The following is an 18145-nucleotide window of genomic DNA, read 5'->3' as shown; positions in this document are numbered from 1 at the left end:
TGACTGCTTCATGACTGTTTGCACGCGGCCCCCCCGGGGCCGCATTGTTCGCCGGGCAGGCTTCTTACGAGCACAGTGGCAATGGGCAACAACGTAATGTCGACGGCGTTGCCCGAGGTCAAGCTCATCGAGCCCGAGGTGTTTTGCGACGAATTCGGCTTCTGCTTCGAGAGCTTCAGCGCGGACGAGTTTATCGAGGACGTCGCGCCTGATTTCAACTTCGTGCAGGACCGTCATTCGCGCGCGGTGCACGGCGTGCTGCGCGGCTTGCACTATCAGGTGCAGCGTCCGCAAGGCCGCCTCGTGCGCGTGGTGATCGGCGAAGTGTTCGATGTCGCGGTGGACGTGCGGCTCAATTCGCCGAACTTCGGCAAATGGTCCGGCACGTATCTGAGCGCGGCCAATTATCGGCAGGTGTGGGTGCCGCCGGGCTTCGCACACGGTTTCGTGGTGCTCTCCGACGTCGCCGAATGCCTGTGGAAGACCACCGAATACTGGTTCCCGGAACTGGAGCGCTGCATCCTGTGGAGCGATCCCGACATCGGCATCGAATGGCCGATCGATTTCGAGCCGATCCTCGGCGCGAAAGATGCCGCGGGGCGGCGCATTTACGAAGCGGAAAACTTCTCCTGAATCCGGCGTCGGGTCAGCGGCCCGAGCCGTACTGCGGCGTGAGATTCAGCGTCGCCGCGCTCGCACTCCTCGCCACTCCACACGCTCCGCACTCATCGGAATACCGCCATTTCCCGCTCGCATCGCGGGCGCGAAACGGTAAAACCCGGCGCGGGCGGCAGCTATTGCAAGACCGTGTGGCAAATATTGCAATGCGGCCGCCGCGAGCCGCGCCGGCGCAAGCGCTTCGCGCCCGCGCGGCCGACGCGGTGGTCAGCGTCGGATCAAGCCCATCAACAAGGTGACGAGGAAGATCACCACGAAGATGAAGAACAGAACCTTCGCGATTTCCGCCGCGCCCGCGGCGACGCCGCCAAAGCCGAATACAGCGGCGATGATCGCGATCACGAAGAAGATTGCAGCGTATCGAAGCATGGGGCCTCCCACCGGTGGATGTGCTGGATTGAGACTGGAAAACGGCGACTCGTCCTCGGCATCGTGTGCCTCGACGGGTTGTTTGCCGGCGAACGAAGAGCAGCAATGGCTGTGCCACGGCCCGCTGCGCGATTCGCGAATCCAGTGAAAATCCGCCACGGAAACGGCGGAAATACGCGATAGAATTCTTCCGCAGTACGCCTGCGGTATCCATGCATCGCGCCTGGTGCATCGCCCTCCATCCACCGAGTTCAAGAAGAACGAGGACCCATGCCAACGCGAATTCTGTCGATTTTCGGCACGCGGCCGGAAGCCATCAAAATGGCGCCGCTCGTCAAGCAACTGGAAGCGAGCGCCGACCTCGAATCGGTGGTCTGCGTCACCGGGCAACATCAGCAGATGCTCGATCAGGTGCTCGATCTGTTCGAGATCGTGCCGCATCACAATCTCGCCCTCATGACCGGCAACCAGACGCTCAACGGCCTCGCGTCGCGTCTGATCGCCTCGCTCGACGAGGTGCTCGCCACGGTCAAGCCGGATCGCGTGCTGGTGCACGGCGACACGACCACGGCGTCGGCGGCGGCGCTTGCCTCGTTTCATCGCCGCATTCCGATCGGCCACGTCGAGGCGGGGCTGCGCACCGGCAACCTCGTGCAGCCCTGGCCCGAAGAGATGAATCGCCGCGTGGTCGACCTCGTGAGCGATCTGATGTTCGCGCCCACCGCGAGCTCGAAGGCGAACATCGCGCACGAAGCGCTGCACGGTAAGGTGATCGTAACCGGCAATACCGTGATCGACGCGCTCAATCTCACCACCGCGCGTATCGCCGCGAACCCGGCGTTGCGCGCCGAACTCGACGCGCGCCTGCCGTTCCTCGACGGCGCGCTGCCGTTGCTGCTGGTCACCGGCCATCGGCGCGAGAGCTTCGGCGCGGGCTTCGCCAACATTTGCGCGGCGCTCGCCGATCTCGCCCGAACCAATGCGGTGCAGATCGTCTATCCGGTCCATCTGAATCCGAACGTGCGCGGTCCCGTGCAGGAAACGCTGGGCGCCGCGCGCAACGTTCATCTGATCGAGCCGCTCGATTACCTCGGCTTCGTGCGCCTGATGCAGCGCGCCACGATCATCCTGACCGACTCGGGCGGCGTGCAGGAAGAAGCGCCCGCGCTCGGCAAGCCGGTGCTCGTGATGCGCGACGTGACCGAGCGGCCGGAAGCGGTGGCGGCGGGTACGGTGCGCCTCGTCGGCACGGCGCGCGAGGCGATCGTGCGCGCGGTGACGGGCTTGCTCGAAGACGCGAGCGAGCGCGACGAGTTCGCGCATCGCGTCAACCCATACGGCGACGGCCATGCCTCCGAGCGGATCGTCGCGGCGCTGAGCGGACGTCCGTTCGAGGAATTCGCGAGCGGCGGCATCGGCGAAATGCCTTATGTGCCGCGCGTGCCGCTGCCTGGCGTTGTGCAGTAGAGAAGAGAAGCGGGACGCCGCTGTCCGAGCGCGAGGCGCGAGAATGGCGGTTGGTGTTCGTTGTGCGTGTGCATTTGCCGGCGTATATGCCGAACGCGGCGCATCTCGCGAAGGCAAAGATACGCGCGGAATGCGCGGCGGGGTTCAGGAAACGCCCCGCGGTGCCGTTATTGCAGGGATTCGCTCGCCGTCCCACTAGCGCCGCGAGCGAGGACATCCAACGCAAAGACTGGCGCAGCGCCGGGCCGACCGTTCCAGACCAGTTCCAGACTATCCATGCCGCGCAATCCGGTTTCGCCGCTTGCGCGCCAATCAAGAGACAAAACCAGGTGATCTCCGACGTGACCTCCGATACGCCCATGCGCCGCTTCACGCGCGCCCGCCCGAACGCGCTCGCCGCGCTGCTGTTGCTGGCCGCCGCCGCGCACGCCCAACAGCCGGCCGACGTCGCGGGCAGTTTCGCGCAACTCGGCAGCGGACGTCTCGCGACACGCACCGTATCGCTGGCCGATCTCGGCATGCGCGATCCGGTCGTGCTGCATGCGCCGGACGCGCGTCAGGAACTGTATCTGCCGGTGCCGGCCGGCGTGCCCTTGAGCGATGCGTCGTTGCAGATCGACGGCGGCTATCTGCGCGGCAACGGCGGGCGTACCACCCTGCTGGTGTCGCTCGACGGCTCGCCGGTGCTGTCGCGCAGTCCGACCCAGGAGCAGGGCGACGCCTCGGCGAGCCTCGGCGTGGACGGCGCGGCGCGGCCGAGCGGTTTCGTGCGCGTGGGGCTCGACTGGTCGTCGGTGTTGAGCGACGACGTGTGCACCGACCAGACCGCGATCGGCAACCTCTGGCGCATCGCGCCGACCTCGCGCCTGACCTATCGCTACGATCCGAACGCGATCGTCGATCTGCGCGGCGCGTGGAGCGCATTGCCGCAGAAGCCGGTCGTGATGCTCGGCGCGCGCACGCTGGGCGCGCCGGCGTTCGATGCCGGCTGGCGCGTCGAAGCGCTGCTGCAACGCGAAGGCCGCGCGCCGCTGACGCGCGCCTGGCCCGCCGTGGGCGACACCGTCGATTTGAGCGACATCGACGTGCCCGCGCCGCTGCGCGCGATTCCGGCGTTTGCCGCGCTGGCCGCGGGCGGCTCGCACAAGCTGGCGAATGCGGCGGAAGCCGGCGCGCTGGTCGCGCTCACGCCGCGCGCGGCGTTCGCGCCGGACGTGATCGTCGTCGACGATGCGCTGCGCGGCACGCTGAAGAGCACGCTCGACGCGTTGCGCGAGCAGGTGGCGAGCGCGGCCCCCGGCGCGGCCGAAGCATTCGACGCATGGCGTGCCCGCGCGCTCGACGCCGTTGCCAAGCCGCTCTCGCCGGGCGAAGTGCGGGTCGCGCACCTCGGCGGACAAACCGCGATCGTGCTCGGCGACAAGGACGCGGTGGCGCTGCTCGCGCGCACGTGGCGTCCGATCGACGTGGCGAGCCGTCTCGTGGTCCATCAGATCGACACCGCGCCGAATTCGCACGGCGATGAAATCGCGCTGTCGCTGCTCGGCGGCCAGCCGCGCACGCTCGACGTGCAAGGCCGCGCCACCTGGGACGCGAATTTCGACCTCGGCGCCGCGTCCGGCAACGGCAAGCTGCCGTCGACGGTGGTGCTCGACGTGGCCGCGTCGCCCACGCCCGGCAACAGCGCGCAGACCGCCTCGGTGTATTTCAACGACGTGCTGATCGGCTCGCAACTGCTCAGCGCCGACGGCAAGCCTCAGCGCATCGAGGCGCGCGTGCCGCATTACGCGCTCGCGCCGAACAACCTGCTGCGCGTGGTGTTCCAGCGCCAGCCGGAAGCCGGCTGCCAGCGCGGCCTGAGCCATCCGGTCGCGGTGTTGCCGAGCAGTCATCTGACGCTCGCCGCCGCCAAGGTCGACGACGACTTCACCGGCATGGTGGCGCGCTTCGCGTCGGAGGCGAACGTGATCGTGCCGGCCTCGTATCTCGACGACGCGACCCTGGTGCTGTCGCGTCTCGCGCGCCTTGCGAACGCGAGCGGCATCGCGCCGACGCGCGCGAGCTTCACCGTCGCGCGCGAGGGCGAGGCGGTGAGCCCGAAGGGCGCCTTCCTCGCCGCCGACGTCGCGCTCGCCGACGAGAAGAGCGTCGCGCGTCTGTCGAAAGACCGCCTGTCGCTCACCGACGCGTCCGGCAAGATGCTCGCCGACGTGTCGGGTCTGAACCGCGTCGGCGTGATCGAGGCGGTCAGGTCGGGCAACGTGTCGGGCATCGCGTATCGCACGGTGGGCGACACGGCGGCGATCCTGCCGGCCTCGCTGCGGCTCTCGCGCGGCGACCTCGCGATCGTCGACGCGAGCGGCACGCTGCGCCAGTTCGACACGCGCCATCCGGGCGAGGTGGTCGACGCGAGCGACGTGCACGGTCCGTGGTTCATGCAGGGCTGGGTGCGCTGGGGCGTGCCGGCCGCGCTCGTCGCGTTGCTGCTCGTCCTGCTGCTGATCGCCAACGTGGCGCGCCGCAGGCATCAGGACAAGTCGTGAGCCTCGCGCTGATCGAATGGTATGGCGGCTATGCGGTCGCCCATTACTACCACGGGCTCGAATACGCCGCGGCGGCGGTGGCGTTCATCATCCTGCTGTCGAGTCTCGACGATCTGTTCATCGATCTCTGGTACTGGACCCGGCTGCTTTATCGCCGCCTGACGGTGCAGCGCGCCTATAAGCCGCTCACCGCCGCGCAGTTGTATCAGCGCGACGAGCAGCCGATCGCGATCATGGTGCCCGCGTGGCACGAGTACGACGTGGTCGCGGCCATGATCGAGGACATGGTGCGGGTGATGGATTACCGCAACTATGTGGTGTTCGTCGGCACCTATCAGAACGATCCGCAGACCATCGCCGAAGTGGAACGCATGCGCCGCCGCTACAAGCAATTGCGCCGCGTGGAAGTGCCGCACGACGGTCCGACCTGCAAGGCCGACTGCCTGAACTGGGTAATCCAGGCGATCTTCAAGTACGAGAAGGAAGCCGGCATCGAGTTCGCGGGCGTGGTGCTGCACGACAGCGAGGACGTGCTGCATCCGGTGGAATTGCGCTTTTTCAACTACCTGCTGCCGCGCAAGGACATGATCCAGTTGCCGGTGGCGTCGCTCGAGCGCAACTGGTTCGAACTCGTGGCCGGCACCTATATGGACGAGTTCGCCGAATGGCACGCGAAAGATCTCGTGGTGCGCGAGAGCCTGGTGGGCTCGGTGCCCTCGGCGGGCGTGGGCACCTGTTTTTCGCGGCGCGCGCTGCTCGGGCTGATCGCCGAGACCGACAACCAGCCGTTCAACACGGAGAGCCTGACCGAGGACTACGACGTCGGCGCGCGTCTGGGCAAGATGGGCATGCAGTCGATTTTCGCGCGCTTTCCGGTGCAGTTCGCGACGCGCCGCAAGGCGTGGTTCGGCTTCGGCAAGGAACGCGACATCACCGTGACGATGCCGCTGTGCGTGCGCGAATTCTTTCCCGATACGTTCCGCACCGCTTACCGGCAACGCGCGCGCTGGACGCTCGGCATCGGTTTGCAAGGGTGGAAGCAGACCGGCTGGACCGGCTCGCTCACCAATCGCTATCTGCTGTTCCGTGACCGCAAGGGGATCGTCACGGCCTTCGTCGGCATTCTCGCGTATGTGCTGGTCGCGCAGTTCCTGCTGTTCGCCGGCGCGGGTCTGCTCGGCTGGATGCCGGAACTGATCGCTTCGCCGTTCGCCGATTCGGCCTGGCTGCAAGGCTTGTTGTGGGCCAACGGCTGTGCGCTCGTGTTGCGCGTCGTGCAGCGGATCTACTTCGTGACCCGGCTGTACGGCTGGGAGCATGGCGTGCTGTCGGTGCCGCGCATGGTGGTGGGCAACTTCGTCAATTTCATGGCCGTCTCGCGCGCATGGAAGATGTTCATCACGCATCTGGTGACGGGCAAGCGGCTCGCATGGGACAAGACCATGCACGACTTTCCGTCCGCGGAGGGCTTCAATAATCGACGCCAGCGCCTGGGCGAATTGCTGCTGTCGTGGCAGGCGATCGACCCGGACAAGCTCGAACAGGCGCTCGGCGAAAGCCATGCGCGCGAGGCGCCGCTCGGCCGCGTGCTGATGGCCAAGGGCTGGCTCGACGAGGAAACGCTCGCCGAAGCGATCGCCTTCCAGTCCGATCTGCCGCGTGGCCGGCTGGACGTCGAACGCGTTCAGGCGGACGCCGCGCGGCTGCCGCTCGAGGCGATCGTGCGGCATCGCGTGTTGCCGCAGGCCGACGAGGCGGGCGGGCGCACGATCTTGCTGACCGCGAGTCCGCTGGCGGAGCCGGTGGTCGCGGAATTGGGCGCGCTGGCGGGCGGGCCGGTGCAGCAGGAGATCGTCCGCGAAGGCGAGATCGCCGCGGGGCTGCGTCTGTTGCGCGGCGTCGCGATCGGCTGGCCGGAAGGCGAGGGCGCGGCGGCACGCGGCGCCGCGGGCGAGTCCGCGGCCATGCCCGTGCCGGCGCGCAGCGTGCCGTTGATCGGCGATCTGCTGATCGAGCACGGCCACGTGCGCCGCGAGGCGTTCGAAGCGGCGATGCAGGACTACCGCCCGGACCGGCACGGCCGGATCGGCGACTACATGGTGGCGCGCGGCGTGATCTCGCCCGACGCGCTCGACAACGTAATCCAGCAACAGCGCCGCCTGCAGGGCGCTCTGGCGGCCTCCGAATGATCGATTCATTTTTCAACCGGCGTGCGGGGATGGCACGGGTTTCGTCGTCGTTTTCGGCTTCAGGTTCGGTGGTTTTGGCGGGGGCTTTGGCTGATTCTTTGGGTCGGTCTTTGAGCCGGTCTTTGGGTCGGTCTTTGAGCGAGTCCTTGGCGGCGGCTTATGGCGCATCGGCTCCGGTTTCGGTATCGGTTCCGGCTCCGGCATCGGCTCAAGCTCAAGCTCAAGCTCAAGCTCAAGCTCCGGCCTTCACCCTGCGTGCCGTCGCTGCCGCGATGCTGACCGGCGCTTTGTGCGTGAGCGGCCCGGTCTGCGCGCAAGGCGCGGCGAACGCGCCGCGCCCGGCTGCATCCGGGCAGGACACGCTGCCGTTGACCGGCGCCGCTTACCGCGTCGCCCAGGAAGCGTACGACGCCTACGGTCGCGGCGACTACGCGGGCGCCGTCGCGCGCTCGCGCGAGGCGATTCGTCAGCGGCCCGACGTCGTATCGCTGCGGATGCTGCTCGCCAACGCGCTGGCCGCGCAACGCCGTTATGGCGAGGCGAGCCGCTCGCTCGGCGACGCCATCGCGCAGCTCGGCGGCGATCCGGCGCTGGTGGCGCGCCGCAAGCAGATCGACGCGCTCAACGTGTCGACGCGCGCGGTCGCCCGTCCGGCCCGTCGGCAACCGGGCGATCCGAACGCGTTGAGCGGGGCCGCGCTCAACGCCGCGCAGCAGGCTTATAAAGCGTATGCGGCGAAGGACTTCGCGGGGACCGTCAAGTATGCGAATCAGGCGATCGCGCTGCGCCCCGATCTGCTGCGGCTGCGCCTGCTTCTCATCGACGCGGCGAGCGCGGCGGGTCAGGACAGCGACGCGTGGAACGCCGATCAGGATGCCGTCAAGCGCTTCGGCGACAGCGACGAGTTGCGCTTGCGCCGCGGCTTTATCGGCAGCCGGCTTGCGCCGAGGCCGTCCGCGGCGTCGCAAGCGGCGCGACAGCAGGGCGACGACGCGGAGGCCGTGGCGCGCGCGCGCGAAGCCGTCGCTTATGCGCCGGACCACCTCGGCTATCGTCTGCAACTGATCGACGCGCTGTTTGCCGCGAACGATCTGCCGGGTGCGCAGGCCGCGGCAAGCGCGGCGGTCGCGGCCAACGATACGGCGATCATGCCGCTCACGCTGCGCGGCTACGCGTTGGCCGCGCAAGGCAGGACGGTCGAGGCGGAGACGGACTTCGACAAGGCATTGCATCTCACTGGCGCCACGCAGCGCGATCAGCGCGTGGCGCGCGCGATCATCGCCGATGTGTGGATCGCGCAAGGGCAACCGCGGCGCGCGCTCGATCTGCTCGCGCCGCTGAAGGCGGGCGGTGACGACACGGATGCGGCGATTGCGCTGCGTCGCCAGCGGGCGCGGCAAGCGTTGGGTGGGGTGGGCGCGGGTGGCGAGGCGGCGGGCGGTGCTCGCGCAGCGAGCGGCTTTGTTGGGTCGAATGGATCGAACGCACCGAACGCATCGAACGCATCGAACGCATCGAACGCACCGAATGCCTCGAACGCACCGAATGCCTCGAACGCACCGAACGCACCGAACGCACCGAACGCACCGAACGCATCGAACGCATCGAACGCATCGAACGCATCGAACGCATCGAACGCATCGAACGCATCGAACGCATCGAACGCATCGAACGCTTCGAGCGCACCAAACCCCCCACAACTTTCCCTCGACCCCGCCCGTCGCCCGGTGATCGACTGCGTCGTCGACCGGTTCGGCGCGAGCTGCGACGTCTACGCCGCCGATCCCGGCTTCGCGGCGGCGCGCGCCGCGACGTTGGCCGCCGCCGCAAAGGACAAAAGCGCTGCGGTAGCCCACGCACGCGACGCGGTGAAGGCCGCGCCCGACGATCCGCAGCATCGCGTGCAGTTGATCAACGCACTGAGCGCGGCCGGCGATCAACGCGGCGCGACGCACGAAGCCCAACAGATGCTCGCGGCCGGCATGCTCGACGCGCTGCCCGACATGAGCGCCGCGTACATCGCGCAGCGCGCCGGCAACAACCGCGTCGCCTACCGGCGCTTCAGCATGGCCGACGAGGCCGGCACGCTGCCGGCCGCCGCCCACGCCGACGCGGGTTATGCGGCGCTCCACGCGCATCGCAATCGCGAGGCCGCGCGCTACTTCGAGCAAGCGATCGACGCGAGCGCGAGCCCCGCCGGCGACACGCCGTCCCCGACGCCCGTGCAACTGAACGACATGCGCAGCGCGCACGCCGAAGTGACGCGCGACTGGGGCTTCAATACGTCGCTCAATTATCGCGGCGCGGGCATGCAGCCGGGCTATGCGTCGTCGCCGACGCCCGGCACCTCGAACAACTGGCAAGCCGGCGTGGAAGCGTACTGGCGTCCGTTCGGCAGTCTCGGCGAGCGGATGCTCGAACTGTACGCGCGCGGCTACGAAAGCTTCGGCGTGAAGAACGGCGGCGCGAGCGGCGTGGAGACCTTGCAGGCCACCGTCGGCGCGCGCGCCAAGCCGTTCTCGCAGATCGACGCGATCGTCGCCTTCGAACGGATCATTCCGATCGGCTCGCGCGTCAACCCGGACTGGCTCGCGCGGCTCGCGTATTCGGGCGGCTTCGGCATCGAGCGCCGCGTGGACGTGCCGTCATGGTGGACCGCGAAACTCTATGCCGAAACGGGCGCCTATCTGAACACCGGCTCGGTCTACGCGACCACCAATCTGCAACTGGGCCGCACCTTCCGCATGGACAGCTACAGCCCGAAGTGGACGGTGTTCCCGTACGCGGTGATCGGCGCCGACTACGATTCCAGCGTCAATCACAGCATTCCGTTCGGCGCGGGCGTGGGGATTTCGACGCGTTACTGGTTCCGCGACAGCCAGTACGACGCGCCGCGTTCGTATGTCGATCTGTCCGTGCAGTACCGCCTGAAGATCGCCGGCGACGAACGCGCGCGCGGCGTGTTCTTCGGGATGATCTACTCGTATTGAGCCGAATGCCTTCAATGCCGGCGATGTGCGTGGATAATCCAGATGTCTCGACCCTGCGCGGCTGGCGCGGAGAACATGGTGGCTTTCATTCCAGACGGCAGCGGCAACTCGATGCGTAATTCGCCCGGCCTTCAGACGCAAGCCGGCGAACCGGCATCGCCGCGGCGGCGCACGCTGCTCGCGGCGAGCGCGTGCGCGGCGTTCGTCCATGGTTGCGCGACGCCCGCATCCGGCGACACCGGCGCATTGGCGCAAGGCGTCGTCTGGCAGCTCGACGAGGACCACGTGGATCCGCGCGGCGATTGGGATCGCCTCGGCGTGACCGATCTGCTGGTGCAGTGGACGGCCGTGGACGACACGTCGTTTCTGCCGCTCGGCAATCCGCAGGGCACCGCGTTGCGCACGGCCCGCCGTCTGCCGGACTGGACGCGGATCGCCGGCGAGCCGTGGGCGCGCAACGTGATCGTCGGTCTCGCGGGTCGTTTCGACGAGAAACAGGCGCGCGCGCAAGCGGCGCAACTGGTCGAGCGCTCGAAGAAACTGGCGGCGGCGCGGCCGCCGGTTCGCATCGACGGGTATTACTTTCCGGTGGAAGTCGATCCGACCTGGCAAGACGCCGCATCGCTCGCGCCCTTGCTCGATCAACTGCCGCGGCCTCTGTGGATCAGCGTCTACGACAACTCGAACATCGGCGGAGCGGCGCTCGCCGCGTGGCTCGACGGCTGGCTGCCGCGCGACGTCGGCGTGTTTTTACAGGACGGTTGCGGTGTTTATGCACGCGGCCCGGCCGCCGCGCGCGGCTATGCGGATGCGCTGGCCGCGCGGCTCGGCAAGCATCGCGTGCGGATCATCGCCGAGGCTTTTCGTCCCGCCGGGGGCGGCGCGTTTCGTCCGGCGCGCGCCGAGGAATTGACGCCACAACTGCTCGCGTATCGCGGCTATCGGACCTATCTGTTCGATGGCCCGCATTACGTGTCGGCGCAACTCGTGCGGGAATTGCTGGACATGCAGGAAGCGCGGAAGTAACAGGGCAGTGAGAGGGCGCACCCGCACCCGTGCCCGCGCCTAGCGCAACTGCGTCACCGCGAGCAGCAACACCATGCTGCCGATCGCGCCGTCCAGAATGCGCCATGCCGTTGCGCGGCGAAACAGCGGCGCCAACGCGCGCGCGCCGTAACCCAGGCCGACGAACCAGACGCCGCTCACCGCCATCGCGCCGAGGGCGAAGACCATCCGCGCGTCGGCCGGTTCGCGCGCGCCGGCTGTACCGATCAGCAGGAAGGTGTCGAGATAGACGTGCGGATTGAGCCATGTGAGAGCCAGCGTCATCAGCATGACCGGCACGGCGCGCTGCGCCTGTGCGCCGGAGGCCGCACCGTTTGCATCGGCATCCAGCACCGCATGGCCGGGACGCACCGCGCGCCGCAGCGCACTGATGCCGAACCACGCCAGATAAGCGAGCCCGACGTACAGCATGGTGTGCACGAACAGCGGGTAGCGCTCCACCAGAACCGACGCGCCGCCCACGCCCGCGCCGATCAGAATGCAATCCGACAGCGCGCACAGCAGCACGATCTTGCCGACATGCGAGCGCATGATGCCCTGGCGCAGGACGAAGGCGTTCTGCGCGCCGATCGTGACGATCAGCGATGCGCACAGGGCGGCGCCGTGAGAAAAAGACAGCCAGTTCATAATGGATCCAGTAGACGAGTGAAGCGAACGGGGCTAGTCTGCGGTTTCGGCTTCCATAAGAGAAGCTAATTTACTTAACGCAGACTAAGGAACGCTAATGCTCGACTATGCGTTGCTCGACGCGCTGGCCGCCGTGGTGCGGCACGGTTCGTTCGAGCGTGCGGCCGGCGAACTGAACGTGACGCCGTCGGCGGTCTCACAGCGCGTCAAGCTGCTCGAGGAGCGGGTCGGCAGCGTGCTCGTCAAGCGCGGCCAGCCGTGTGTCGCGACCACCTCGGGCGCGCTGCTGTGCCGCCACACCGAACGCGTGCAATTGCTCGAAGCGGAGTTGACGGGGCGCTTGCCGGCGCTGCCCGGCGCGCTGGTGGAGCCGTGGCCGGCGTTGCGCGTCGCGGTCAACGACGACAGCGTCGGCACCTGGTTCATCGACGCGGTCGCGCAGTTCTGCGTCGAACGGGAAATGCGGCTCGATCTCGTGATCGACGATCAGGACCACACCGCGCAGCGGATTCGCGACGGCAGCGTGCAAGGCGCGGTGACCACGCAAGCCGAGCCGGTGCAGGGCTGCCGGTCCACGCGTCTGGGGCGCATGCGCTATCTGGCGGTCTGCTCGCCGGTTTTTCTTGCGCGCCATTTTGCCGACGGCGTCACGCGCGAGAGTTTGCGGCGCGCACCGTGCATCGATTTCAATCCGAAGGACCAGTTGCAAAAGCGCTTCATGCGCCGCATCACGCGCGCGGAAATCGATCCGCCGCTGCACTGGATTCCGCACGTCGCCGGTTTCTTGCGCGCGTGCGTGACGGGGCTAGGCTGGGGCATGTGCCCCGAACGGATGATCGCCGCGCATCTGGCGAGCGGCGAACTGGTGGAGATGGCGCCCGGCAAGCACATCGACGTGGATTTGTACTGGCAGAGCTGGCGTCTGTCGATCGGCTGGCTCGACGATTTTGGCGCGGGGCTGCGCAAGCGGGCGGCGGAGTGTCTGGATTGACGCCGCGCGGGAACGACCGTGGGGAAAAGCGGGAACAATCATTAGCCCGGTTTAACGACAACCGTGCAGGTAATCCCCGCCGCCAGCACGATCCCCTCCGGCACCGAGTCGATCTTCACGCGCACCGGCACGCGCTGCGCGAGGCGTACCCAGTTGAAGGTCGGATTCACGTCCGCCAGCAACTCGCGGCTTTGCGGATTATCGCGATCATAAATGCCGCGCGAAATACTCTCGACGTGCCCCTGAATCGTGCCGCCGCTCATCAGCCGAACCTCGGCTTTATCGCCGACCCGCACGCGCGGCAGCTTGGTTTCCTCGAAGTAGCCATACACCCAGAACGAGTGGCTATCGACGATCGCCAGCTTGGCGATGCCCGCTGTCGCATAGTCCCCGCGGAACACGTTCAGGTTGGTGACGTAACCGTCGACCGGCGAGACGACCCGCGTGCGCGCCAGATTCAGCCTAGCCGCATCGAGCGCGGCGAGCGCCTGCTGATACGAAGCCTCGGCCGCGGACGCCGTATGCGTCGCATTCTCGCGGCTCTCGCGCGAGACGACGAGCGCATCCATGTCGGCGCGCCTGCGGGCGTCGTCGCGCTTCATCTGCAATTCGGCCTTGCGTGCCGCCACGGCGGCCTGTGCCTGCTCCACGGCGATCTGGTAGTGCGACGGATCGATCTGCATCAACAGATCGCCTTTCTTCACCAGTTGATTGTCCTTCACGGGCAGATCGACCACGGCGCCCGAGACGTCCGGCGCCACGTTGACGATCTCGGCGCGCACGCGTCCGTCGCGCGTCCAGGGTTCATCCATGTAATGAACCCACAACACGCGTCCAATCAAAATTGCGACGACAAAAATAACGGCTGTCGCGATGAAGCCCACGATATTTCGGATGGTCATGTTTCGACTCTGATCAACGATAAACGGCGAGACCGAGCACGCCGCACACACACACGAGCAAGCTGGCCCGGAACAGGGACGGGTGCCACACCACGCGATACAGGCCCGTATAGGCGATCGCGCGATCCAGCATCCAGGTGAGCAGCGCGCCCGCGATGAACAGCAGCACGATGGCCGGCACGTAGGCGTCGAAAACGGCGATATCACGCGGCATGGCGAACTCCTTCTGACGACGCGCCGGCAGTTCCGCTCATCAACGCTTCAAGCGGCGATTGCGGATCGAGCAGCGCGGTACGAATGAAATGCAGGTGACTCAAAATGCGCTGCAACCGATGCCGCTCCTCACGCGGCGGCGTGAAGGCGGCCAGCGTCTGCTGAACGGCGGCGATCGCATCGGCGGTCGCCGCGAGCGCGCGGTCGAAACGGTCCGCGCGCGGCGCGTCGAACAGCGCGGTCAGCGCGCCGCGCATCGCGCGCAGCGAGACGCGCCACGGCATCGACCTGGCGTAGCGCGCGTCGGCGGGCAGCGCCGCCACTTCGCGGCGCAGGTCGATCACTGCGTTGCCGACTTCCAGCACCGAGAAGAGCCAGCGCAACGTGTCGCGCTTGAGTTCGGGTTCGTTCGGCGCGAGCGAGTTGATCTGGAACATCAGATCGCGCGCGCCGCTCTCGAAGCGCGAACGCACGCGACCGAGGCTCGCGCGGCTCGCCAGCGCCACTTGACGGCGCAGATCGACGAGCAGGCGGTTGCGCAGCCACGGCGTCGACGGCGGCAGCAACACGGCGAACGCCACCGACGACACCAGCATCGACAGCACGAGCGCGAGCGCGTCGTTCATGAAGCCGCTCGGGTCGTAGTGAATCACGTTGTCCGGGCCGGCCAGGAAGCAGAAGAAGATGCAGTAGCCGACGCCGTAGCCCGCCAGCGCCGGCCGCGTCGTCATGAACACGCCGAGCAGCAGGAACGGCGTAAGCGCGGCGCACAGCAGCGGGAATCCGTCGATATGCGGAAACACGCCGTACACCGCGATCATGCCCATGACCGCAGCGGCGAGCGTGCCGCCGGCCATCTGGAACACGGTGCGCTTCGGGTCCGGCGACGACGAGGCCAGCGCGCACACGGCGGCCGCGTTCAACGTCAAGGTCGAGCCGCTCGGCCAGGCGGTGGCGATCCAGAACGCGCCGAGCACCAGCATCACGATGGCGGCGCGCAGGCCCGACACGCCCGCCGCGATCGCGTTGGTTTTGGGCTCGTAACGCTCGATCCAGCGCTCGCGCTCGTGGCTGTCGACGGCGAGCGACGCATAGGTGGCCGCGTAGGCATGCAGATCGTCGATGAAGCGGTACAGCAGCTCCGCGCCGGTGTCGAAGTCGAGCAGCGGCGCGTCGGGGTACACGTCGAGCTGCGCGCGCGTCGCTCGCACGCGTTTCGGCAACTCGGCCTTGTAGGCCTCGAGTTGCGCGGCGGCGTGAGCGGCATCGGCCGCGCTCAGCACGGGCTCGCCGGACTTCGCGAGCAGCGGCGCGATTTCCTTGAAGTACGGTTCGAGCGCATCGATCGCGACGGCCGCGCCGCTCGTGTCCGCATCGCGCAATCGGTTCATCAACTGATGCAGCGCGTGAAAGCGCGTCGACGCCGTCATGAACTCGCTGTTCAGCCGCGCGAGCCGGCCGCCGCGCATGCGCGAGTCCGGTCCCTCGAACACGGCCACGCTGCGCGCCGCCTCGAAACCGACGATGTCGGCGACGAAGCGCGCGTTGGTCGCCTCGATTTGCGCGCGATCGTTGCGGCCGGCGAGCGACGCCGACACATACTCGACGAAGGCCGAGAAACGCGCGCGCACGGTGCCGCGCATCTGCAAGCCGGCGTACTGCGGGAACACGAGGCCGCTCACCGCGCCCGCGCAGACGATGCCGAGCACCACTTCGGCGACCCGCGTGAGCGCGCTCAGAAACGCGCCGTCCGGATGCTGCGAGGCCGGGATGCCGATCAGCGCCGCGGTGTAGCCGGCCAGCACGAAGCCATACGAGCGGAAGTTGCGGTTGCGCGCCGCGCCCGCGGTGCAGATGCCGACCCAGATCGCGGTCGAGACGATGAACATTTCCGGTTGCTGCGCGAACAGGCCGAGCAGCGCGAGCATCACGACGAGGCCGACCAGCGTGCCGCAAATCCGGTAGAAGCTTTTGGCGAACACCATGCCGCTTTGCGGCTGCATCACGATGAACACGGTGGTCATCGCGGTGCGCGGCTGCGGCAGGTCGAGTTTCATCGCGATGCCGAGCGCGAGGAAGCACGCGGCGAGCGCCTTGAACAGATAGATCCAGGTGAGGCCGTCGGTGCGCGCCCAGTCGGCGGCGGCAGAGCGGAGCGGGGCGAACGGCATCGGGCGTGGCGCGGTTGACGGAGAGAGGGGCATGATGGTCCTCACTCGGCCGCGGGCGCAGCCGCGTTGGCGGATCGCGGCCGTGTGGCTGCCGCGGCGTTTATGGGTTGCGCGTTGGCCGTGGCCGGTGACGGCGTGTCTGCCGCGGCGCTTACGGGTTGCGCGTTGACCGCGGCCGATGACGGCTTCTTCGGCGTGATAGCGAGGCTTCGCATGTGGACCGCATCACGCGTGGCGGGCGCGTTGTTTTTCGTGCGGCCGGTTGAACCCGCTTGCGACGGCGTGACCGCGGCCGCAGCGTTCGAACCCGCCGCCGCCTGGCTGTTCGCCTGGCCCTTGCCCTTGCCATGCCCCGGCAGCGTCTCATTCGCCTGCGGACCGTTGGCCGGCTCGTCGAGCCCGCCGCCCAACGCGGTGACGAGCGACGCGTGCGCGCCGAGGCGCTCGGCCTGAATCTTCGCGACGCCTTCCTGGGCGTGCAGCAACTGGTTTTGCGCGATCAGCACGTTCAGGTAGTCCGTCAGGCCGCGCCGATAACCTTCGCGCGACAGGTCGTAGTTCCTGCGCGCCGCCGCGACCGACCGCTCGGCGTCAGCGGCCTGGGTCGCGAGCGAGCGGATGCGGATCACCTGGTCGGAGATGTCCTTCAACGCGCCGACGATCGCCTGGTTATAGCGCTCGACGGCCTCGTCGTATCCGGCCGACGCCGCGCCGAGCTGCGAGCGCAGGCGCCCGCCGTCGAGGATCGGCAGCGACAGCGCGGGACCGGCCGTCCAGCTATGCGACGGACTCTTCAGGAACTGGAACAGCGGGCCCATCGCCGCATAACCGCCGATCGACGCCAGCAGGTCGATGTCGGGGTAAAAGCCGGCCTTGGCGACGTCGATGCCGCGCGCCTGCGCCGCCACCGTCCAGCGCGCGGCGACCACGTCCGGCCGATGGCCGATCAGATCGGCGGGCAACGCGCTCGGCAGGCCGGCGGGCGTGGCGAGCGACAGCGCCGGGCGCTGGATCGAGTCGCCCGCGCCGGGGCCCTTGCCGGCCAGCGCCGCCATCTGATTGCGGCCGAGCGCGATCTTTTCCTCGAGCGCGTCGATCTGGCGTTCGTACTCCGGCATCGGCGTTTCGGCCTGGCTCACTTCCAGTTGCGTGCCAAGGCCGCCTTTCAAGCGCCGGTTCGCCAGGTCGACGATTTGCTGCTGTTGCCGCAAGGTCGCTTGGGCGATGTCGAGCAGCGCGTAGTTCATCGACATCTCGATGTACGTGCGCACCACATTGCCTTGCAGTTCGAGCTGCGCGGCGCGGGCGTCGGCGGCGCTCGCGTGGGCGGCGTCGAGCGCGCGCTCGGCGGCGTTGCTGTCCTTGCCCCACAGGTCGAGGTGATACGACAGTTCCAGCGTGCCCGTGTTGTTCCACGATTGCTCGCCGGCGAGCGGCCCCGGCCCGTAGTACAGGTTGTCGGCCCACTTCTGGCGCTGGATCGACAGATTGCCGTTGACTTGCGGCGACAGCGCCGCGCGGGCGACGCCCGCCATCGACGCCGCTTCGCGCACGCGCGCCTGAGCGGCCGCGAGGCTCGGATTGCCGGCCTGCGCGGCCTCGATCCACGCGTCGAGTTGCGGATCGTTAAAGGCGCGCCACCAGTCGGCGGCCGGCCATTGCGCGTCGGCATTGGCGGCCCGGATGGCGTTGCCCGCGTCGAGCGCGGCGGGCTCGATGCCGCTCGCCTGCGGCGCGATGCCTCCGGTGCTTGCACATCCCGCGATTGTTAATAGGATCGTAAGAACAGCGGTTGCGGCGATCCGTTTTGGCACCGGAGACTGCACGATTCCTCCAAAAATTGGCTATAGAAGCTTGTGCGCCATTATATTTTTTGATCGATTGCGGAATAACCCGTAACGGTGCAAGGCATTTTTACGGAATTTGAGATAATCGCCGTT

At 67.7% G+C, this 18145-nt stretch carries 13 protein-coding genes; 7 read left to right on the top strand and 6 right to left on the bottom strand.

Features of this window, described 5'->3' with window-relative positions; genetic code table 11:
• The first annotated feature begins 81 nt into the window (after positions 1-81).
• Positions 82-633: a dTDP-4-dehydrorhamnose 3,5-epimerase gene (rfbC, locus tag ACTJLC_RS06970; RefSeq protein ID WP_073430091.1), complete on the top strand. Its 552-nt coding sequence runs from the start codon at positions 82-84 to the stop codon at positions 631-633.
• A gap of 252 nt (positions 634-885) precedes the next feature.
• On the opposite strand, the gene ACTJLC_RS06965 is transcribed toward rfbC, so the two are convergent.
• A complete protein-coding gene (locus ACTJLC_RS06965) occupies positions 886-1047 on the bottom strand; it encodes a DUF1328 domain-containing protein (protein WP_073430090.1) in 162 nt (53 codons plus the stop codon).
• 270 nt (positions 1048-1317) lie between these two features.
• Here ACTJLC_RS06965 and wecB point away from each other — a divergent pair, with 270 nt between their 5' ends.
• The 5 genes from wecB to ACTJLC_RS06940 all read left to right on the top strand — a co-directional run bounded on the left by wecB (position 1318) and on the right by ACTJLC_RS06940 (position 11262).
• Complete coding sequence (gene wecB / locus ACTJLC_RS06960) at positions 1318-2514, top strand: non-hydrolyzing UDP-N-acetylglucosamine 2-epimerase (RefSeq protein ID WP_073430089.1); 1197 nt, start codon at positions 1318-1320, stop codon at positions 2512-2514.
• Between the two features lie 359 nt (positions 2515-2873).
• Entirely contained in the window at positions 2874-5057 is a 2184-nt protein-coding gene (locus tag ACTJLC_RS06955) for a cellulose synthase (RefSeq protein ID WP_440843413.1), read from the top strand.
• Positions 5054-7246: a glycosyl transferase family protein gene (locus ACTJLC_RS06950; RefSeq protein WP_073430088.1), complete on the top strand. Its 2193-nt coding sequence runs from the start codon at positions 5054-5056 to the stop codon at positions 7244-7246. Before ACTJLC_RS06955 ends, ACTJLC_RS06950 begins: the two co-directional genes overlap by 4 nt.
• Positions 7247-7518: 272 nt before the next feature.
• Complete coding sequence (locus ACTJLC_RS06945; protein ID WP_440843357.1) at positions 7519-10236, top strand: NfrA family protein; 2718 nt, start codon at positions 7519-7521, stop codon at positions 10234-10236.
• 111 nt (positions 10237-10347) lie between these two features.
• Positions 10348-11262, top strand: a complete 915-nt coding sequence (locus ACTJLC_RS06940; RefSeq protein ID WP_073430117.1) for a hypothetical protein — start codon at positions 10348-10350, stop codon at positions 11260-11262.
• 39 nt (positions 11263-11301) lie between these two features.
• Here the strand turns inward: ACTJLC_RS06940 and ACTJLC_RS06935 are convergent, their stop codons facing one another.
• On the bottom strand, positions 11302-11928 hold the full coding sequence (locus tag ACTJLC_RS06935; RefSeq protein WP_073430087.1) for a LysE/ArgO family amino acid transporter: 627 nt from the start codon (positions 11926-11928) through the stop codon (positions 11302-11304).
• Between the two features lie 97 nt (positions 11929-12025).
• Between ACTJLC_RS06935 and ACTJLC_RS06930 the strand changes: the two genes are divergently transcribed.
• Positions 12026-12919: a LysR family transcriptional regulator ArgP gene (locus tag ACTJLC_RS06930; protein WP_073430086.1), complete on the top strand. Its 894-nt coding sequence runs from the start codon at positions 12026-12028 to the stop codon at positions 12917-12919.
• Between the two features lie 41 nt (positions 12920-12960).
• Here ACTJLC_RS06930 and ACTJLC_RS06925 read toward each other — a convergent pair whose 3' ends face one another.
• Genes ACTJLC_RS06925 through ACTJLC_RS06910 form a run of 4 tightly spaced genes read right to left on the bottom strand, consistent with a single transcriptional unit; the run spans position 12961 to position 18031 of the window.
• On the bottom strand, positions 12961-13821 hold the full coding sequence (locus ACTJLC_RS06925; RefSeq protein ID WP_073430085.1) for an efflux RND transporter periplasmic adaptor subunit: 861 nt from the start codon (positions 13819-13821) through the stop codon (positions 12961-12963).
• A 13-nt stretch (positions 13822-13834) separates the two neighbouring features.
• Positions 13835-14035, bottom strand: coding sequence for a DUF1656 domain-containing protein (locus ACTJLC_RS06920; RefSeq protein ID WP_073430084.1), 201 nt, complete (start codon positions 14033-14035; stop codon positions 13835-13837).
• Positions 14025-16238, bottom strand: a complete 2214-nt coding sequence (locus tag ACTJLC_RS06915; RefSeq protein WP_073430083.1) for an FUSC family protein — start codon at positions 16236-16238, stop codon at positions 14025-14027. Before ACTJLC_RS06915 ends, ACTJLC_RS06920 begins: the two co-directional genes overlap by 11 nt.
• Positions 16239-16246: 8 nt before the next feature.
• Complete coding sequence (locus tag ACTJLC_RS06910) at positions 16247-18031, bottom strand: efflux transporter outer membrane subunit (RefSeq protein WP_073430082.1); 1785 nt, start codon at positions 18029-18031, stop codon at positions 16247-16249.
• Positions 18032-18145 lie beyond the last annotated feature (114 nt).

This window comes from Paraburkholderia sp. 22099 (genome assembly GCF_052045835.1).
Classification (GTDB): domain Bacteria; phylum Pseudomonadota; class Gammaproteobacteria; order Burkholderiales; family Burkholderiaceae; genus Paraburkholderia; species Paraburkholderia terricola.
This window is presented reverse-complemented; position numbering and strand designations above follow the sequence as displayed.

Coding starts and splice junctions, on each gene's coding strand:
- rfbC (WP_073430091.1), top strand. CDS start 82: ATGGGCAACAACGTAATGTCGACGGCGTTGCCCGAGGTCAAGCTCATC.
- ACTJLC_RS06965 (WP_073430090.1), bottom strand. CDS start 1,047: ATGCTTCGATACGCTGCAATCTTCTTCGTGATCGCGATCATCGCCGCT.
- wecB (WP_073430089.1), top strand. CDS start 1,318: ATGCCAACGCGAATTCTGTCGATTTTCGGCACGCGGCCGGAAGCCATC.
- ACTJLC_RS06955 (WP_440843413.1), top strand. CDS start 2,874: ATGCGCCGCTTCACGCGCGCCCGCCCGAACGCGCTCGCCGCGCTGCTG.
- ACTJLC_RS06945 (WP_440843357.1), top strand. CDS start 7,519: ATGCTGACCGGCGCTTTGTGCGTGAGCGGCCCGGTCTGCGCGCAAGGC.
- ACTJLC_RS06940 (WP_073430117.1), top strand. CDS start 10,348: ATGCGTAATTCGCCCGGCCTTCAGACGCAAGCCGGCGAACCGGCATCG.
- ACTJLC_RS06935 (WP_073430087.1), bottom strand. CDS start 11,928: ATGAACTGGCTGTCTTTTTCTCACGGCGCCGCCCTGTGCGCATCGCTG.
- ACTJLC_RS06930 (WP_073430086.1), top strand. CDS start 12,026: ATGCTCGACTATGCGTTGCTCGACGCGCTGGCCGCCGTGGTGCGGCAC.
- ACTJLC_RS06925 (WP_073430085.1), bottom strand. CDS start 13,821: ATGACCATCCGAAATATCGTGGGCTTCATCGCGACAGCCGTTATTTTT.
- ACTJLC_RS06920 (WP_073430084.1), bottom strand. CDS start 14,035: ATGCCGCGTGATATCGCCGTTTTCGACGCCTACGTGCCGGCCATCGTG.
- ACTJLC_RS06915 (WP_073430083.1), bottom strand. CDS start 16,238: ATGCCCCTCTCTCCGTCAACCGCGCCACGCCCGATGCCGTTCGCCCCG.